Here is a 16,866-nt window from a genome sequence, read left to right as displayed (position 1 = left end):
GGGCGGGCGGCGTCAGGCCGCGCCGAAGAGCTCCAGCAGCTCCCGGCGGGCGAACATGCGGGCGGTGTCAATGGCCGAGGGCTGCCCGGCCGCCGGATCGGCACCCGCCTCCAGCAGCGCCCGCACCACCTCGGTCTGCCCCTTGAAGACCGCGCCGGCCAGCGGCGTCTGCCCCCGGTCGTTGGCCCGCCCGGCGTCGGCGCCGCGGTCCAGCAGGGCCCGCACCGTGTCCGCGTGCCCGTGATACGCCGCCAGCATCAGCAGGGTGTCGCCGCGGTCGTTGCCGAGATTGGCCGGCACCCCCGCGTCCACATAGGCGGCGACCGTCTCGGTGTCCCCCTGCCGGGCCAGCTCGAAGACCTTCGAGGCGAGCTGGAGCACCTCGGGGTCGTGCGCCGGTTCGCTGCTCTCGGGTGCCGGGCCGGTCATCCGTCTCCTCCGTGTCCTGTGGGTCACTGCCGCGGGCGGGCGCCGCCGGCGGGCGCCGCCGGTGCGCACCGCCGCGGCGGTCCCGCGGCACGGGTCAGCCTACGTACTCTTTCTCCCATGGCCGCCACGCCCACGCGACTCCGCCCGCCGCCCGGGCCGGTGTCCCTGTCCCGGGACCGCGTGCCGGCGGCGGCCGTGGTCTTCTTCGTTCTCGACACGGCGCTGGCGCTGGCCCGCCGTCCCGCGGATCCGCCGTGGGTGACGGCCGTGGCGGTGCTGCTGGCCGCCTCCGGCTGCGCGGCCATCGCCCTCCGCCGCCGCCGGCCGCTCACCGCCGCCCTCTGGGTGACCGGGGTGATGGCGGTCTACTACCCGCTGGGCGAGCTGGACGGCGCCACGCCGATGGTCCTCTACGCCCTCGCGCTGTACAACCTGGCGGCCCTGGGGCGGCTGCGGGCGGCCGTGGTGCTCGCCGCGCTCACCATGAGCGCGCTGGCGCTCGGCGAGGCCGTCACCCGTTCCCGTGGCGAGACCAATGTGGACGACATGTCCTTCGTGCTGCTCCTCGGGTGGTTCGGCGGGCTGATCGCGTTCGGGCATGCCGCCCGGGTGCGGGAGGCCTATCTGCGCGAGGCACGCGAGCGGGCCGCCGCCGCCGAGCGGGAACGGGACCTGCGCGCCCGCCAGTCCGCCACCGAGGAGCGGCTGCGCATCGCCCGCGAGCTGCACGATGTGCTGGGCCACAGCATTTCGCTGATCAATGTGCAGTGCGGGGCCGCCCTGCACCGCAGCGCCAAGCGCCCCGGCGACCGGGCCGAACTGCTGGACGCGCTGACGTCGGTGCGCGACATCAGCCGGGACGCGCTGCGCGAACTGCGCGCCACCCTGGGCGCGCTGCGGCAGGCCGGCGAGGACGCGCCCACCGCACCGGCCGCCGGGCTGGAGCGTGTGCCGGAGCTGGCCGAACGCGCCCGCGCGGGCGGGCTCGACATCCGGCTGGAGTCCAGCGGCGAGGTCCGTGCCCTGCCGCCGCAGATCTCGCTCGCCGGGTACCGGATCGTGCAGGAGTCGCTGACCAACATCACCCGGCACTCGGGCGCCGACCGGGCCCGGATCAGCATCGGCTACGCGCCCGGCGAACTGCGGCTGCTGATCGAGGACAACGGCCGGGGCACCGCCGCCGGCCGGGACGGCACCGGCGGGGACGGCGGCGCCGGGCAGGCGGGCAGCGGCATCGCCGGCATGGCCGAACGTGCCCGGGCGCTGGGCGGCGAGCTGGCCGCGGGGAACACCGGTACGGGCTTCCGGGTCACCGCCCGGCTGCCGCTGGCGGCGCGGGACGGGTCCGGCCCGGCCCGGCCGCCCGGAAGGGACGAGGGAACAACGACGTGATCCGGGTACTGCTCGCGGACGACCAGAAGCTGGTCCGGGCCGGGTTCCGCTCGATCCTGGAGTACGAGGACGGCATCGAGGTGGCCGGCGAGGCCGGGGACGGCGGCCAGGCCGTCCGGCTGGCCCGCGAACTGCGGCCGGACGTGGTGCTGATGGACATCCGGATGCCCGGGACGGACGGCCTGGAGGCCACCCGGGACATCACCGGCGACCCCCGGCTGGACGGCGTGCGGGTGGTCATCCTGACCACCTTCGACCTGGACGACTATGTCTACGGGGCGCTGCGCGCCGGGGCCTCCGGCTTTCTGCTGAAGGACACCGACCCGGCGGAACTGCTGCACGGCATCCGGGTCTGCGCGCGCGGCGACGCCCTGATCGCACCGGCCGTCACCCGGCGGCTGATCGCCGAGTTCGCCGGGCGGGCGCGGCGGCCGGATCCGGCCCGCCGCACCCGGCTGAACGCGCTGACCGAGCGCGAGCGGGAGGTGCTGGTGCTGGTCGGGGAGGGGCTCAGCAATGACGAGATCGCCCGGCGGCTGGTCGTCTCGCCGGCCACCTCCAAGACGCATGTGAGCCGGATCATGACCAAGCTGGACGTCCGGGACCGGGCCCAGCTGGTGATCGTCGCCTATGAGACCGGGATGGTCACCCCCGGCTGGCTGGGCGACGGCTCCTGACCCCGGAGCGCCTTTGTGGTCCGGGTACATGCCCGCGTTCGACATGGTGGCGGCTGTTCGGCGGCCCGTCGCGGGGCGCCTCCGGCCGCCCGCTCGCCGGTCCGTTCGGCGCACAGCACGGCCGTTCGCCGCAGGGCCCGCGCCCCGCTCTGGAACTCCCCGGGGCCGTCCTCCATCACAGTGAGGGGGACGCAATGCGGGAGTGGGGACGGCCATATGACGCTGCTTCAGACGTTCCGGGTGCCGGAGCTGGTGACCGGCACCGGGTACGACAGCCGGCTGGGCCGCGCGATGATCCGCGCCTGGCGGGTGGACGGCGTCTTCCAGATCGTGCTCCCCGCCGGCCGGCAGACCGCGGTGCGGGACGCCCTGGCGGCCGGCCGGCGCTTCTTCGCCCTGCCGGAGTCCGTCAAGAACCGCTGTGTCAGCGACCTCTCCTACAGTGGCTATGCCGCCGCCACCACCGCCGCCGAAGCCCTGCCCGAGTCCTTCACCGTCTGCAAGGACGTGCCGCTGGACGATGCCCGCGTGCTGGCCCGCTGGCCCTGCCACGGCCCGGTGCCCTGGCCGGCCGATCCGGAACACCGCCGGGCCGTGAACGCCTGCCTGGCGGTGCTGGGCTCGCTGGGCGACCGGCTGCTGAAGCTGGCCGCGCTCGGCCTCGGCACGGCCGACGGGGAGGAGCTGACCTCGTGCACCTTCGACGGCTGGCACCACGCCCGGCTGGTCCGCCACCCCCCGGCCGGCACCGGCGCCCGCACCGGCCACGGGCTGCTGATGCTCACCGCCCAGCAGCGGCCGGGCGGGCTGGCCGTCCGGCCGCCGGTCAGGGGTGAGAAGCGGTACCGCAACTGGCTGGCGGAGGAGTCCACCACCGGCATGTACGAGGACGAGCCGCCCTGGACCGAGGTCGATCCGGAGCCCGGTCCCGGTCCCCGCACTCTGACCGTGCTGCCCGGCGACCTGATGCAGTACCTCACCCACGGCACCCTGCCGGCCACCCCGTACCGGATGCTGCCCCGGGCGGCCGGGCGGATCGTCCTGGACTACTTCCACGAGCCCAACTTCGCGGCCTGCCTGAGACCGCTGGGCACCGCCGCCGCCACTGCCACCGGCGGCGCCGCTTCCCCGCCGTTTCTGCACTACGGCTCCCACTTCACACACCTGTTCGCCAGGCGCCATCCGGACCGGGGCACCACCCGCCGGATCATCGCGGAGGAGCGCCTGGCCGTGCTCGACGATCTGCGGTACACGGCGGGCCGGCCCGCCTTCGAAGTCTGCTGATCCCTTCCCCGGCCGGACGCCGGGTGGGCCGCTCCAGCCGGGCGGCCCACCCGGCGTTCCTCCCGTTCTGCCTCCTGCCCCGGCTCCGGGATGTCCCCGAGGGCGCCCGCCGCCGGTCTCCTCCCGGAGGACGGCCGCCGCGCCCCGGTGTACCACCGGCGTGGTACGCCCGGACGCAACTGCCGGGCGACGCGCCGCCGCAGGCCGTCCCCGCAGGCTCGTCACGGTCGCCGCATCCGGGCCGCCGGCCCGCCTCTCGCACAGGAGCGCAGAACCGTGACAACCCCCGTTCTTCCGACCCCCGGGACCCCGCCGCGCCATGACCGCGGCAGCGTCTTCGCACGCCTGGCGGCGTTCTCCTACCGCCGGCGCTGGGCCGCCCTGCTGCTGTGGGTGGTGGTGCTGGCCGGCACCGTGGGCGCCGCCTCGGCGGTCGGCGACAGCTACCGCGACGACCACTCGCTGCCCGGCACCGAGTCGCAGCGTGCCTTCGAACTCCTCCGGGAGCACAGCCCGCAGGACGCCGGCGACACCCTCCAGCTCGTGCTGCACGACCCGGGCGGCGTGACCGGCGAGGCCACCCGGGACCGGGTCGGGTCCATGCTGGCCGAGGTCGGCGGGCTGCCGGGGGTCGCCGGGACCCGCGGCCCGTACGAGGGGGACGGCGGCGCCGTCTCCGCGGACGGCACCATCGCCTTCGCCACCGTGGTGCTGGACGGCAAGGCCGAGGACCTCACCCTGGAGCAGGCCGAGGCGATCCTGGACACCGGCCGCACCATCGCCGGGGACGGACTGCGCGTGGAACTGGGCGGCGACGCGGCGCGCCGGCTCTCCCAGCCGGAGGGCGGGGCGGCCGAGGGCGCGGGCATCATGGCCGCGCTGGTCATCCTGGTCTTCATGTTCGGCACGGTGATCGCCGCCGGGCTGCCGGTGATCAGCGCCGTCTTCGCGGTCGGTTCGACGGTCGGGCTCATCGTCCTGGCCTCGCACGTCTTCACCATCGCGAGCTACACCCCGTACACCATGATGCTGGTGGGCCTCGGCGTCGGCATCGACTACGCGCTGCTGATCTTCGCCCGCTTCCGCGGTGAACTGCTCGCCGGCACCGGGCCGGAGCTCGCCACCCGCCGCGCGCTGGACGCCGCCGGACGCACCGTCTTCTTCGCCGGCTGCACGGTGATCGTCGCGCTGCTCGGCCTGGTGGCGCTGGGGCTGGGCTCGCTGCAGGGCGTGGCGCTGGCGGTCGCCCTGACCGTGGCCGTCACCATGGCCACCTCGCTCACCCTGCTGCCCGCGCTGCTGGGCATGTTCGGCGACCGCTTCGCCCGCCAGTTCCGGGCGAAGGCCGCCCGGCGGGCCGCCCGGGGCAAGGACGACGGGCAGGTCGGGCAGGGCGGCAACTGGCGCCGCGTCGGCGCGGCCGTGCAGCGCCGCCCGGTGGCCGCCCTGCTCGCCGCCGTCGTCTCCCTGACCGCCCTGGCCCTGCCCGCCACCGGGATGCGTCTGGGCTTCGCCGACGCGGGCAACGATCCGGTGGGCTCCACCAGCCGTGCGGCGTACGACCTGCTGGCCGAGGGCTTCGGCCCCGGTTTCAACGGCCCGCTGGTGGTGGCCGTCTCGGCCGGCGACGGCACCGGCGACGGCACCGCGGACCCGCTGCGCGCCGCCGCGACCGCCGTCGAGACCCTGGCCGCCACCCCGGGTGTCGCCCGGGCTTTCGGCCCGGTCACCGGCGAGTCCGGCGAGGTCGCCACCGTCATCCTCTACCCGGAGACCGCGCCCCAGGACGAGGCCACCGCCGACCTGGTCCGCAGGCTCCGCGGCGAGACCGCTCCCGCCCTGGCCGCCGAGACCGGCGCGGAGTTCCTGATCGGCGGTGCCACGGCGGCCGTCGAGGACTTCTCCGGCCAGGTCGCCGACCGGATGCCGCTGTTCGTCGCCATCGTGGTCGGCGTCTCCGTCGTCCTGCTGACGGTGGTCTTCCGCTCGGTGCTGATCCCGCTCAAGGCCGCCGTGCTCAACCTGCTCTCCATCGGCGCCTCGCTGGGCGCCATCACCCTGGTGTTCCAGCACGGCATGCTGGGCATGGAGCCCGGACCGGTCGAGGCCTTCGTCCCGGTGATGATCTTCGCCATCGTCTTCGGGCTCTCCATGGACTACGAGGTCTTCCTGGTCTCCCGCATCCACGAGGAGTGGGAGCTGAGCCGGGACCCGGCCCGCGCGGTGCGCGAGGGTCTGGCCCACACCGGCGGCGTGATCACGGCGGCGGGCGCGATCATGGTGGTGGTCTTCGGCGCCTTCATGCTCAGCGGCGACCGGATGCTCCAGCAGTTCGGCTTCGGCCTGGCCACGGCCATCTTCATCGACGCGGTGATCATCCGCTGCCTGGTGGTCCCCGCCGTGATGCAGCTTCTCGGCCGCCGCGCCTGGTGGCTCCCGGCCCCGCTGGCCCGCACCCTGCCGCGCCTGCACCTCGGACACCGGTGAGGCGGCCCGCCGCGGGCCGGGCGGTCAGGGCAGGGGCACCAGGCGCAGCACGGTGACGATCAGCACCGAAGGGCTGACCTCGTAGCGGATGACGGCCAGGCCGCTGACCGTGGCCTCACGGCGGTCCCGGTTGCCCTTCACGGCCGATGAGCCGCTGTCATAGGGAAAGCGGCCGATCTCGCGCATGCCCTCCTCGAACGGCTTGCGCCGTTCGGCGGGGATGGTGCGGCGCTCGGCGAGAGCCTCATCGGTGTAGGCGATGCGGAACATGGTCAGCCGGTGCTCCGCCAGGAGTCGTCGCCGTCGTCCGAGAAGGTCAGCCCGGAGAAGTCGCCGTCCTTGAGCCGCAGCACCAGCGCTTCCTCGGCATCGTCGAGTTCGGTCGGGATGTGCATCGCCCAGCGGGCCAGGACGGCCGGCAGATCGCCGGCCCCGGTCGCCCGTACTTCCAGGTCGAACTGTACTCGTTCGTCCTCCGGCAGCCGGCTCCGGATACCCGCGATGGTGCTCGGCAGCTCGACGACACCGCCCGGCCCGGCCATCCGGAACGGCACGGGCTCTCCGCGGCGCACAGGCTTCTCCTCCGCCATACCGCACAGGCTCCCAGCTCCCCGTGACCGCGACAAGATCGTGGACACCGGAAGGTGGTCCGGGCCGCGGGCGGGCTCAGCCGGCCAGGCGGGTGTAGGCGCGTTCGATGGTGGCGGGGGAGGGAATGCGGGCCAGGCCGAGGGCGGGGGCGGCGCGGGTGAGGACGGTGCCGACGGCCTGGGTGGCGCGGGCGATGCGCACCGGACGGAGGTCGCGGTCCGCCGCCCGCACCGCCAGCGCATGCCGGATGACGTCGGTGAAGACCGACTGCACCCGCTTGTAGGCCAGATAGACCGGCAGGTCGGCGGCGAGGCCGTCGGCCGCGCCGGGCAGCGCGGCGGGCATGGTGCGGGCCCAGCGGCCGATCACGGCGGGCTGCTGGCTCCGCGGGTAGTGGGTGAGATGCAGATGGGTGGCGAGGTCGTAGACCGGGTCGCCCAGCAGGGCCAGTTCCCAGTCGATGGTCCACAGCGCGCCGTCCCCGGCCGCCACGATCAGATTGTCCCGGTGCAGGTCGCCATGGAGCAGACAGAACGGGCGGTCGGTGAGCCGGCCGGCGGCCCGGCCCAGCGGCCCGTCCGGGGCGAGCACCTCCGGGTCCACGCCGAAGGCGGTGAACAGCCCGGCGAAGCGGGCGGCGTGCAGGGTGTAGACCCGGTGGCGGGTGAAGTGCAGCAGGGTGCGCAGAAAGGCGCCGCTGGTGCGCGGCCGGTGCCGGGGCGGGCAGTGGTGCAGCAGGGCCAGGTCGGTCGGCCGGATGCGTGCCATGGCCGAGAACAGCGCCATGAGCTGGGCGAGCTGACGGCCGGTGAGACGTTCGTGCGGCGGGCGCTGCCGGGACAGCGGCTCGCCCTCGATGAAGCCGTGCACCTGGAGGCCGCCGCCTTTGCCCAGCCGGTACACCGGCGGCACCCGGGGGACCCCGTACCTGGCCAGCTCCACCAGCAGATCCTCCTCGGAGGGGAAGCAGCGCGGGTCGAACCGCGGTACCCCGATCCGCGGGCCGCCCGCCTTCAGCCGCCCCAGCGCGGCGAGTTCGCCGTGCGGGCGGACCACCCGCCAGCTCCGGTGGTAGCCGGCGAGACGGCTCTCGGTGGTGCCCGGCAGCTCGTCGGCGGCAGCGTCGGCAGCGGCGGCAGAGCGGGAGGACGACGAGGAGGAGGCGGCGGGGCCGGCGGTCGGCTGGTTCATGCGGTGTCCCGGCGGTGGAGGGGCGGGTGCGGCAGGCAGACGAGTCAGACGAGTCAGAGGAGGTAGAAGAGTCAGGTGAGACAGGTGTGTCAGGTGTGTCTGATGGTGTGAGAGAGGTGCTGCGGGGTCTGTGTGGTGCATGAGGTGACAGTGACGGCGGGAGCGGAGTGAGCCGTTCCGGTCGGGGCGGCGGAGCCCGGGGCGGCCTGCGGCCGGGGGCAACGGATGGTAGGGGAAAGGTACTTCGCACCCGGGGCGGCCGGGCATGGGCCGAGCGGGCACGTCACCCGAACGTGGAGCCGCCCAGCGCCTGGCGCACGCGGCGCAGGGAGCTCGTGATATGGCGGGCGCCCGCCGCGCACAACGCCGACTCGGCGGCGGCGTGCGGCGCGAAGCCCAGAAAGGGCACCCCGGCGGCCCGGGCCGCCGCCAGGTCGGAGGGCGAATCCCCGATCAGCACGGAGCGTTCCGCGGCCGTGCCGGTGGAGCGCAGGGCGCGCCGCACCGGGTCCGGGTGCGGCTTGAGCAGGCTGAGATCGGCGACCCGGCCGTGCACCCGGCCGGCGAACGGCGCGAGCAGCCGCTGCCCGGTCAGATAGGCGGTCACGGCCAGCGGCGAGTTGTTGGTGACAATGGCCGGCCGGATGCCCCGCTCCTGGAGCGCGTGGATCAGCTCCCGTGCCCCGGGGGTGGGCCGGGCGGTGGTGGCGGCCCGGACCTCCTGCTGGGTCAGGGCATGCTCCAGCCGGCGGGCCAGGCCCCGGACGCCGGTCGTCCCGGCCAGGGCGAGCAGCACCGCGTGCGGGTCCTCGGAGGCGGCCGGCCCCTGGGCCAGCAGCCGGGGCGCCACGCCCAGCTCACAGGCGAGCTCGCGCAGCCGCTGCGCCACATCGGCGGCCGGGCGGGCGGCGAAGAGCGAGCACACCGGGCCGTCGAAGTCGAGGAGCACACTGTCGACGCCACTCAGCAGTTGCCGCACCTAGCCCAGTGTGACGGGCCGGGCAATTGTTGACCAGAGGGACTCGAACCAGCGCTGCGACTCCGCCACGAAGGCGGCCTCCTGCTCGTCCCGGCGGTCCTTGTCGGCCGAGGAGCGGAAGACCATCGAGCTGAGGCCCAGCACGTCGTACATCTCCAGCTCCTCCGCCCCGAAGCCGACCGGCCGGGCCACCACCTGGTAGTAACCGGTCAGCGCCTCGGTGCCGTTGAGTAGGTACAGCTTGAGCAGCGGGGTCACGTCCACGGTCCGGATCTGCACGCTCACCTCGGGAACCAGGCCGCGCTCGGCCAGGGACAGCAACTGGTGGCGCAGGGAGCCGCAGAAGGTGGCGGAGATGCGGCGCAGCCGCTCCAGCGGGCGCGGGTCGCCGGGATCGGCGACCAGCCGGGGGAAGGCCAGGGTGCCTTCCGGGCGGGGGACGATGACCCGTACCGCGATGGAGCGCGGCGCCAGATCACCGGCCGAGATGGCCAGCAGCGGCCGGGCCAGGGCGGCGTTCAGGGTCTCGGTGGTGAGCGAGAAGGCGTCGATGGCGACGTGCTCGGAGCGGAAGGCCAGCGCGATCCGCTCGGCCAGTTCCACATCGGCCGGCCGGGGCGCCTCGGCGGCCGGGCTGGTCACCACGGCCGGGGCGCCGCGCCCGCGGGCGGTGAGATAACCCTCCCGCTCCAGGACGGTCAGGGCCTGGCGGATGGTGGTGCGGTTGACGCCGAACTCCTCGGCCAGGGCGTGCTGGGTGGGCAGCCGGGAGTTGCGGGGCAGCTCCCCGGAACGGATGCGCTGCCGGAGGACGTCGGCGATGCGGCTCTCCTCGGTCATCCGGAAAGCATATGACTTTCGGTCAGTTGAGGGCAGAGCTCCGGATTATGGTTCCAAGTTGCCAGCAACCGGGCATCTACTTGGCATACTTGGTGACCAACTTTGGTCAACTCCTCCAGAGATAGCCGTGATTCCCCTGGGGTGGCGGACGGGGCGGGCGGCGGTCGCTGGGACGGCGGATGCGGTCACCGGGCGGAGCGGAACGAACGGAACGGCCCATAACAGCGGAGCGGAGGAGGCAGCACCATGCTCACGCAGGTACTGGTCCTCGCCGCCCTCGGCCTGGCGGTGGAGAAGGCGGTGGAGACCCAGTTCGGCCTGGCAGGCGTGATCGGCCTGCTGTTGCTGCGCATCGGCGTCAGCCGGCGCAACGCGGTGTGCGCCAGTATCGGGGCGACCGTACTGGTCATGCTTGTGCTCAATCCCTGAGGGGCGCCGCCGGACGGCGGCGCCCCTCGGCCGTGCGGGCCCGGGCCGGAAGCGGTCGGTCAGCGGTCAGAAGATGTCGGGCAGCCAGGGGCGGCGCGGGGTGTGGAAGAGCAGGTCGGCCCGGGCGGCGGCCCCCGGCCGCTCCTCCGTCAGCCGGCCCAGCCGGGCCAGCCGGCCGGCGCTGCGCTCCCCGAGGTAGAGCGTGGCCAGCGCGCCCGTGCCCAGCGTCAGATCGGCGGGGCGGCTGGTCGGGACGCAGTCGGCGCCCTGCGGCGAGGCGGTCAGCAGATAGCTGCCCGCGGTGAGCCCGAGGGGATCGTCGACCCGGAGCACCAGCTCGCCCTCGGCCGGATAGCCGCGCGCGGTGAGCATGGCCGGGATGTCCAGCGGGCGCAGCCACAGAAAGTCGGCCTGGTCGGTGACGGCGGCGGCGCGCGGGTCGGGCAGCAGATCCGGCAGCAGGTCGTCGGGGGCGCGGTGATCGGCCTTGACCCGGGTCACCCAGTCCACCGAGAGCAGAAAGTGCCACAGGGCGCGCTCGGCGGCCGGGGTGACCGCGAAGAGCGAGGCCACCGTCGCGGTCTCGTCGGGCATGCCGTTGGTCCAGCGGGTGTCCGCGCGGAAGGTCACCATGCCCTGCGGGATGCCGTCCGCGTCCCGGTGCAGGGCGTGAAAGGGCTCCGTCCAGGACGGGGTCATCCGCACCTCGCCGGTGGCCCGGTCCCACCACAGGGCGGGCCGGTCGATGGCGCCGGGGCAGCCCGGACGGAACCGCTCGTAGAGCTCGGGGCCGAGCTTGCGCACCTCGGCGCCGTCGAGGAACTCGATCGAGCCGCCCTCGGCGGGATCCGGCACCGGAGCCCGGCGGTCCAGGCCCGCGCGCAGGCGGTCGACCTCCCAGGCGGTGGTGCTGGTGGCCGGGCCGAAGCCGTACCGGCCGTAGATCGGGTACTCGGCGGCCACCAGGGTGGCGACGGTGTCGCCGCGCTCCTTGGCCTCGGCGAGATCGCTGGTGATCATCCGGGTGAGCAGGCCCCGGCGCCGGTGGGTGGCGGAGACGGTGACGGCGGTGATGGCGTTGGCGGCCACATCACGCCCGCCGGGGACGGTGAGCCGCTGGTCGAAGCTGCGGTAGGTGGCCACGCAGCGGTCCTGGTCGAAGGCGCCCCAGGCGCGGCGGAGATCGATCCTGGCCCGGCGGAGGGCGAGCTCCTCCTCGGTGAAGGCCGGGGGCAGCGTGAATCCGTGATGCAGCCCGCGGTACCAGGCGTCGCTGTCGGCGACATTGCCGTCCACTACTCGTATGTCCACACCCATGAACCGACCCTGGCACGGGCCAGTGGGCTTCGCCAGGCATTTTCGCCACGGCGGATGCGGCATGGCAGCGGCGTCGGCAGCGGCGGTGGCGTGGGCAGCGGCGGCGGCCGGCCGGTCAGATGACGGCGCGCACCTCTCCGACCGGGCGGCCCCCGCCGAGCAGCGGCGACCCGGTGGCCCGGGCCAGCTCCGCGGAGCCGGCACCCAGCCCGGCCAGGACGGCGGCCAGCACCGGGCCGCGGGCCCGGGCGCCGCCGTCCTCGATCTTGAAGGCCAGGGCCCGGCCGTCGGGCAGGGCGACCGCCTGCACGCCCTCGGCGCCCGCCTTGGCCAGCGCGCCGGGGACGGCCCGCATGACGGCGGTGTCGGTCTGCCGGGTACCGGCCACATACTCGGGATGGGCGCGCATGGCGTCCGCGACCCGGCGCTCCGGGGTGCCGGGCGCGGCCAGCACATGGGCGCGGAAGGCCCGGGCCAGACCGGTGAGCGAGTAGGCGAGCAGCGGCGCGCCACAGCCGTCCGTCCCGGTGTGGGCGACCGGCTCGCCGGTGGCCGCCTCCACGGATTCGCGGATCAGAAGCTGGAGCGGATGGCCGGGGTCCAGGTAGTCATGGGTGGACCAGCCCGCGGCCACGCAGGCGGTGAGCATGCCGGCGTGCTTGCCCGAACAGTTCATCGCGGTACGGGTGCGGCCGTGGCCGGCGGCGAGCTGCGCCTCGGCGGCCGGGCGGTCCAGGGGCAGGTCGGGCGGGCAGCCGAGGGCCGTCTCGTCCAGACCGGCGTCGGCGAGCAGCTCATGGACCAGCCGCTGGTGGAACTCCTCCCCGGCGTGGCTGGCGGCGGCCAGGGCCAGCCGCGGGCCGGAGAGCCCGGCGCCGGCCCGGAGCGCGGCGGCGGCCTGCATGGGCTTGCTGCTGGAGCGGGGGTAGACGGGCGAGGCGATGTCGCCGAGGGCCCGCCGCACCGAGCCGTCCGCGTCCAGCACCACCAGGGCGCCGCGGTGCCGGCCCTCGACAAAGCCGGACCGCACCACCTCGGCCAGCACCGGCGCGGCTGTCGGCACATCCACGGTCATCTGCGGTCTCCCCCCAAGAACACGGCGATGGACGACGGGCGCCGCCGACAATACTCGACAAGCCCACAGGAATCAGCGCCGCGGGGTGCCGCCGCACACCGGCCCACGGCCCGCCGCCGGCCGTGGGGGCCGCGGGCCATGGGCCGCGCGGGCCGCGCCGTCAGGTCAGGAGGTCGTCGATATGGGCCTCGCCGTCCCGGTAGCGGCGGGTGATCTCGGCGCCGCACTCGTCGGCCGTGCGATGCAGCGACCGGCGGCGGCGGGAGATGCCCGCCTCGCAGCCGGCCAGCCGGTCCAGCGCCTCCCGCAGCTCCTGGTCGGTGCGGGCGGACAGATCGGACAGCGCGATCTCGGCCAGCACCGCCTCGGCCAGTTCCCGGTATTCCGCGCCGGCCGGCGGGCCCAGCGTCACATGGCGCGCCGAGCGCTGCCGGGACGGCAGATCGGCCAGGATCGAGGGCAGTTGCTCGACCACCGGGGCATGCGGTGCGCTGCGGTGCCGCAGCTCCGCCAGCAGGATGTCGATGCGGCCCTGGAGCAGGCGCCGGATGAAGCTGAGGTCGGACTCCTCGCGCAGCGCCCGGCGGCGCGCCTCGCGCAGCTCCGGCAGGCTGAGCTCGCGCACCGGCCGGCCGCCCTCGGCGTCCGGTGCCGCGTCGGCGGCGGCGGGCGATGTGGCGGTCGGTGCGGTGGGCGGAGGGGAAATCTCCGTGACCGGGACACGAGCCGTGGGAATCCCGGCCGGCTCTCCCCCAGTTCTCGATGTGATCATTGGTTTATAACCCCTCGTCCCCTTTTGTGGCTGCTCACGCGGGTACGTACCCCGTGGGACGCATCGTGTCACTGCGCATCCCTCTTGCGCAGCGCCTTGGCACCCATCCGGCTGCCGTCCGGGCCGGTGGATCGTTCCGGCATGATGGCGGACATGCGAGCAGTGGTACAGCGGGCCGACGGTGCGGCCGTGGTGGTGGACGGCGAGACGGTCGGGGAGATCACCGGACCGGGACTGTGCGTCCTGGTCGGCGTCACCCATGGCGACACCGAGCGGCAGGCCGCCGGGCTGGCCCGCAAGCTGTGGGGCCTGCGCATCCTGGAGGGCGAGAAGTCCTGCTCGGACACGGGAGCGCCGCTGCTGGTGGTCTCGCAGTTCACCCTCTACGGGGACGCACGCAAGGGCCGTCGTCCCACCTGGCAGGCGGCGGCCCCGGGCGAGCTGGCCGAGCCGCTGGTGGAAGCAGTCTGCCGGGAGCTGCGGGCGCTCGGCGCGACGGTGGAGACCGGCCGCTTCGGTGCCCGGATGCGGGTGACGCTGACCAACGACGGGCCGTTCACCGTACTCCTGGACGTGGACTGACTGTGAGGACGGCCGCCGGCCGGCGGGGGCCCGCGGAAGCTCAGGGGGCGACGACGGTCTCCTGCGCCGCCACGGTCGGCCCGGCCAGCAGCTCCGCGTCCGGCGGAACATTCCGCTTCACCAGGGCCAGGGCGATCGGCCCCAGCTCATGGTGGCGCGCGGCCGTGGTGACAAAGCCCAGGGCGCGGCCCTCCGGGCCGTCCGCGGCCAGCCGCACCGGGTCGCCGTGCTCCGGCAGCTTGACCTCGCTGCCGTCCAGATGCAGGAAGACCAGGCGGCGCGGGGGCTTGCCCAGGTTCTGCACCCGGGCCACCGTCTCCTGGCCCCGGTAGCAGCCCTTGTCGAGATGGACCGCACCGCCGATCCAGCCCAGCTCGTGCGGGATGGTGCGGTGGTCGGTCTCCCGGCCCAGCCGGGGCCGGTGGCCGGCCACCCGCAGCGCCTCGTGGGCCAGCACCCCGGCGGCCGGTCCGTGCCCGGCGGCGAAGTCCGTCAGCCGCTCCCGGGGCAGGAAGACGTCCCGGCCGTGGGCGGTCTCCCGCACCACGGCGTCCGGGCCCGGATCGGCGATCGAGCCGGCCGGCAGGAAGACCACCGCGTAGTCCGCGGTGCGCACCGCGACCTCCACCCGGTAGAAGAACTTCATGCTCTCCAGGTAGCCGGTCAGCGCGTCGGCCCGGCCCGGCTCGGTGTGCAGCCAGGTGGTGGAGCCGTCGTCCACCAGATAGAGGGCATGCTCGATGTGGCCCTTGGCGGAAAGGATCAGCGCCTCGGTGGCCCGGCCCGGAGGCAGCGTGGAGACATGCTGGGTGAGCAGCAGATGCAGCCAGCTCAGCCGGTCCTCGCCGGTGACGGTGACCACCTCGCGGTGCGAGAGGTCCACGAAACCGTCGCCGTGCTCCAGGGCGCGCTGTTCCCGGAACAGGTCGCCGTAGTGCGCGGCCACCCCGGCGTCCGGGGCCTCGGCGGCCACGGCACCGGGCAGGGCGAGCAGCGGGCTGGCATACCCGGGGGAGGCCGGGGAGGCCGGGGAGGCCGGAGAAGACGAGGACGAGGACGAGGTCTCGGAGGACATGCCTCCAGCGTACGTTCCGCGCGCCACGGCCCCGCCGGACCGGTCAGCGGTCGTCGCGGGCGGCGGCCTCGCCGTGCAGGGCGGCGGCGCAGCCGGCGCACCGGCCGAAGATCGCGAAGTGCTTCATGTCCGTCTCGAAGCCCATGGCCTCGCGCAGCTTCTCGGCGAACGGCGCGGCCAGGTCCATGTCCGCCTCCAGCACCGTGCCGCAGTCCCGGCACATCAGATGCATGTGGTGGTGCCGCTCGGCGAGGTGGTAGGTGGGCGGGCCATGCCCCAGATGGGCGTGCGAGACCAGCCCGAGTTCCTCCAGCAGCTCCAGCGTGCGGTACACCGTCGAGACGTTCACACCCCCGGCGGTCCGCCGTACCTCGGTGAGGATGTCGTCGGGGGTGGCGTGTCCCAGCTTCTCGACGGCCTCCAGCACGAGCTGACGCTGCGGAGTCAGCCGGTATCCGCGATTGCGCAGATCTGTCTGCCAGTCGGTGCTCACCACCCGGCCAGTCTAGGCGTGGCGAGCCGCCGCACACGGCCCGCGGAGCGGCCTGGACCCGGGCGGCAGCCGGGCGGGAGAGGGGAAACCCGCGCGGCTGCCGCCACTGGGCACCACAATTCTGCGGCTGCCCGCATCAGCGCCGCGTAAGCACATCGGTCGCATGACGTTGCCACGGGCACGGGACAGGCGGCATGCTCGATGATCATCCGGCTGCCGCAACGGGAACCGGAACCGGAACCGGCGCAAGCGGAGGGAACCGCGCATGGATCTCGGACTTCACGGGCGGGTCTGGCTCGTCACCGGCGGCAGCAAGGGCCTGGGCCTGGCCACCGCCGCGGCACTGGTCGCCGACGGTGCCCGGGTGGTGATCTCCTCCCGCGACCAGGCCAACGTGGACGCCGCGCTGGACCGGCTGAACGGCCCGGCCGGCCCGGACCGTCCCGCCGTCGCCGCGGGCGCGGCGGCCGACCAGGCCGATCCGGGGACCCCGCGGCGCCTGCTGGACCTGGCCCTGGAGCGGTTCGGCCGGCTGGACGGCGCGCTGGTCTCGGTCGGCGGGCCGCCGCCCGGCAGCGCCGCCTCCGCCACCGACGAGCAGTGGCGCGCCGCCTTCGAGAGCGTCTTCCTGGGCGCGCTGCGCTGCGCCCGGACGGTCGCCGGTCATCTGGCCGGGCAGCCGGACGGCGGGGCGGTCGCCCTGGTGCTGTCCACCTCGGCCCGGTCGCCGCTCACCGGGCTGGGCATCTCCAACGGCCTGCGGCCCGGACTCGCCATGGCCGCCAAGGATCTGGCCGACGAGTACGGCCCGCGGGGCGTGCGGGTGCTGGGCCTGATGCCGGGCCGGATCGCCACCGACCGGCTGGCCCGGCTCGACGCCGCCGATCCGGCCGGGCGGCAGGCCGCGCTGGACGCCATCCCGCTGCGCCGCTACGGCACCCCGGAGGAGTTCGGACGGGTGGCCGCCTTCCTGCTCTCCCCGGCCGCCGGCTATGTCACCGGCTCCCTCATCGCCGTGGACGGCGGCGCCCTGCGCACCCTGTGACCGCCGCTGCGCCCCGGTTCATCGGCCGTCCTCCGCCCGCTGCCGCGTGCCCGGCGCTCCGGAGGCACCGGAGAAGAACCTCTGCGCCAGGGAGCCTCAGCCGCAAGTGCACTCCGAGTGCGGCCGGTGCGGCCGGTTTTGTCAACCTCCCCTTCCGATCCCCCCTTGCGGCGCTCGGGACGGCGGGCGGACCCGGCGGCGATGGGTG

18 protein-coding genes are annotated in these 16,866 nt (G+C 74.6%); 7 read left to right on the top strand and 11 right to left on the bottom strand.

What is annotated here, in order from left to right; all coding sequences use genetic code 11:
- Window positions 1-12: 12 nt before the first annotated feature.
- A complete protein-coding gene (locus BM242_RS07000; RefSeq protein WP_093837766.1) occupies window positions 13-429 on the bottom strand; it encodes an ankyrin repeat domain-containing protein in 417 nt (138 codons plus the stop codon).
- Window positions 430-546: 117 nt separating this feature from the next.
- Between BM242_RS07000 and BM242_RS06995 the strand changes: the two genes are divergently transcribed.
- From BM242_RS06995 to BM242_RS06980, 4 genes are all read left to right on the top strand, one after another.
- On the top strand, window positions 547-1,821 hold the full coding sequence (locus BM242_RS06995; RefSeq protein ID WP_093837765.1) for a sensor histidine kinase: 1,275 nt from the start codon (window positions 547-549) through the stop codon (window positions 1,819-1,821).
- Window positions 1,818-2,498 (top strand): response regulator, encoded by a 681-nt coding sequence (locus BM242_RS06990; protein ID WP_093837764.1) that lies wholly within the window; start codon window positions 1,818-1,820, stop codon window positions 2,496-2,498. Before BM242_RS06995 ends, BM242_RS06990 begins: the two co-directional genes overlap by 4 nt.
- 216 nt (window positions 2,499-2,714) lie before the next feature.
- The gene (locus BM242_RS06985) at window positions 2,715-3,782 is read left to right on the top strand and encodes a 2-oxoglutarate and iron-dependent oxygenase domain-containing protein (RefSeq protein ID WP_093837763.1); all 1,068 of its coding nucleotides are present in this window, start codon (window positions 2,715-2,717) and stop codon (window positions 3,780-3,782) included.
- Between the two features lie 276 nt (window positions 3,783-4,058).
- On the top strand, window positions 4,059-6,269 hold the full coding sequence (locus BM242_RS06980; protein ID WP_245833874.1) for an MMPL family transporter: 2,211 nt from the start codon (window positions 4,059-4,061) through the stop codon (window positions 6,267-6,269).
- Between the two features lie 24 nt (window positions 6,270-6,293).
- Here BM242_RS06980 and BM242_RS06975 read toward each other — a convergent pair whose 3' ends face one another.
- From BM242_RS06975 to BM242_RS06955, 5 genes are all read right to left on the bottom strand, one after another.
- A complete protein-coding gene (locus tag BM242_RS06975) occupies window positions 6,294-6,539 on the bottom strand; it encodes a hypothetical protein (protein ID WP_093837761.1) in 246 nt (81 codons plus the stop codon).
- A 2-nt stretch (window positions 6,540-6,541) separates the two neighbouring features.
- Window positions 6,542-6,841: a hypothetical protein gene (locus tag BM242_RS06970; protein ID WP_139238281.1), complete on the bottom strand. Its 300-nt coding sequence runs from the start codon at window positions 6,839-6,841 to the stop codon at window positions 6,542-6,544.
- Between the two features lie 94 nt (window positions 6,842-6,935).
- The gene (locus BM242_RS06965) at window positions 6,936-8,051 is read right to left on the bottom strand and encodes an aminoglycoside phosphotransferase family protein (protein WP_175541295.1); all 1,116 of its coding nucleotides are present in this window, start codon (window positions 8,049-8,051) and stop codon (window positions 6,936-6,938) included.
- A gap of 283 nt (window positions 8,052-8,334) precedes the next feature.
- Window positions 8,335-9,030, bottom strand: coding sequence for an HAD family hydrolase (locus tag BM242_RS06960; protein WP_093837758.1), 696 nt, complete (start codon window positions 9,028-9,030; stop codon window positions 8,335-8,337).
- A complete protein-coding gene (locus BM242_RS06955; protein ID WP_093837757.1) occupies window positions 9,031-9,870 on the bottom strand; it encodes a GntR family transcriptional regulator in 840 nt (279 codons plus the stop codon).
- A 246-nt stretch (window positions 9,871-10,116) separates the two neighbouring features.
- On the opposite strand from BM242_RS06955, the gene BM242_RS06950 reads away from it, so the two are divergent.
- Complete coding sequence (locus tag BM242_RS06950) at window positions 10,117-10,299, top strand: hypothetical protein (protein ID WP_093837756.1); 183 nt, start codon at window positions 10,117-10,119, stop codon at window positions 10,297-10,299.
- A gap of 66 nt (window positions 10,300-10,365) precedes the next feature.
- Here the strand turns inward: BM242_RS06950 and BM242_RS06945 are convergent, their stop codons facing one another.
- The 3 genes from BM242_RS06945 to BM242_RS06935 all read right to left on the bottom strand — a co-directional run bounded on the left by BM242_RS06945 (window position 10,366) and on the right by BM242_RS06935 (window position 13,463).
- Window positions 10,366-11,616: a GNAT family N-acetyltransferase gene (locus tag BM242_RS06945; protein ID WP_093837755.1), complete on the bottom strand. Its 1,251-nt coding sequence runs from the start codon at window positions 11,614-11,616 to the stop codon at window positions 10,366-10,368.
- A 115-nt stretch (window positions 11,617-11,731) separates the two neighbouring features.
- Window positions 11,732-12,691 carry an asparaginase gene (locus BM242_RS06940; RefSeq protein ID WP_093837754.1) on the bottom strand — a complete coding sequence of 320 codons (960 nt, stop codon included), beginning with the start codon at window positions 12,689-12,691 and terminating at the stop codon, window positions 11,732-11,734.
- A 160-nt stretch (window positions 12,692-12,851) separates the two neighbouring features.
- Window positions 12,852-13,463, bottom strand: a complete 612-nt coding sequence (locus BM242_RS06935; RefSeq protein ID WP_093837753.1) for an RsiG family protein — start codon at window positions 13,461-13,463, stop codon at window positions 12,852-12,854.
- 153 nt (window positions 13,464-13,616) lie between these two features.
- Between BM242_RS06935 and dtd the strand changes: the two genes are divergently transcribed.
- Window positions 13,617-14,045, top strand: coding sequence for a D-aminoacyl-tRNA deacylase (dtd, locus tag BM242_RS06930; protein WP_093837867.1), 429 nt, complete (start codon window positions 13,617-13,619; stop codon window positions 14,043-14,045).
- A gap of 40 nt (window positions 14,046-14,085) precedes the next feature.
- Here the strand turns inward: dtd and ygfZ are convergent, their stop codons facing one another.
- Together ygfZ and BM242_RS06920 are read right to left on the bottom strand one after the other, a co-directional pair.
- The gene (ygfZ, locus tag BM242_RS06925; RefSeq protein ID WP_093837752.1) at window positions 14,086-15,120 is read right to left on the bottom strand and encodes a CAF17-like 4Fe-4S cluster assembly/insertion protein YgfZ; all 1,035 of its coding nucleotides are present in this window, start codon (window positions 15,118-15,120) and stop codon (window positions 14,086-14,088) included.
- 43 nt (window positions 15,121-15,163) lie between these two features.
- Window positions 15,164-15,616: a Fur family transcriptional regulator gene (locus tag BM242_RS06920; protein WP_093837751.1), complete on the bottom strand. Its 453-nt coding sequence runs from the start codon at window positions 15,614-15,616 to the stop codon at window positions 15,164-15,166.
- 262 nt (window positions 15,617-15,878) lie between these two features.
- Between BM242_RS06920 and BM242_RS06915 the strand changes: the two genes are divergently transcribed.
- Window positions 15,879-16,658 carry an SDR family oxidoreductase gene (locus BM242_RS06915; RefSeq protein ID WP_093837750.1) on the top strand — a complete coding sequence of 260 codons (780 nt, stop codon included), beginning with the start codon at window positions 15,879-15,881 and terminating at the stop codon, window positions 16,656-16,658.
- Window positions 16,659-16,866 lie beyond the last annotated feature (208 nt).

The sequence above is a fragment of the Streptomyces aidingensis genome (genome assembly GCF_900112355.1).
Classification (GTDB): Bacteria; Actinomycetota; Actinomycetes; order Streptomycetales; family Streptomycetaceae; genus Streptomyces; species Streptomyces aidingensis.
The sequence above is the reverse complement of the archived record's forward strand: the minus strand, read 5'-3'. Positions and strand labels throughout refer to the sequence as shown.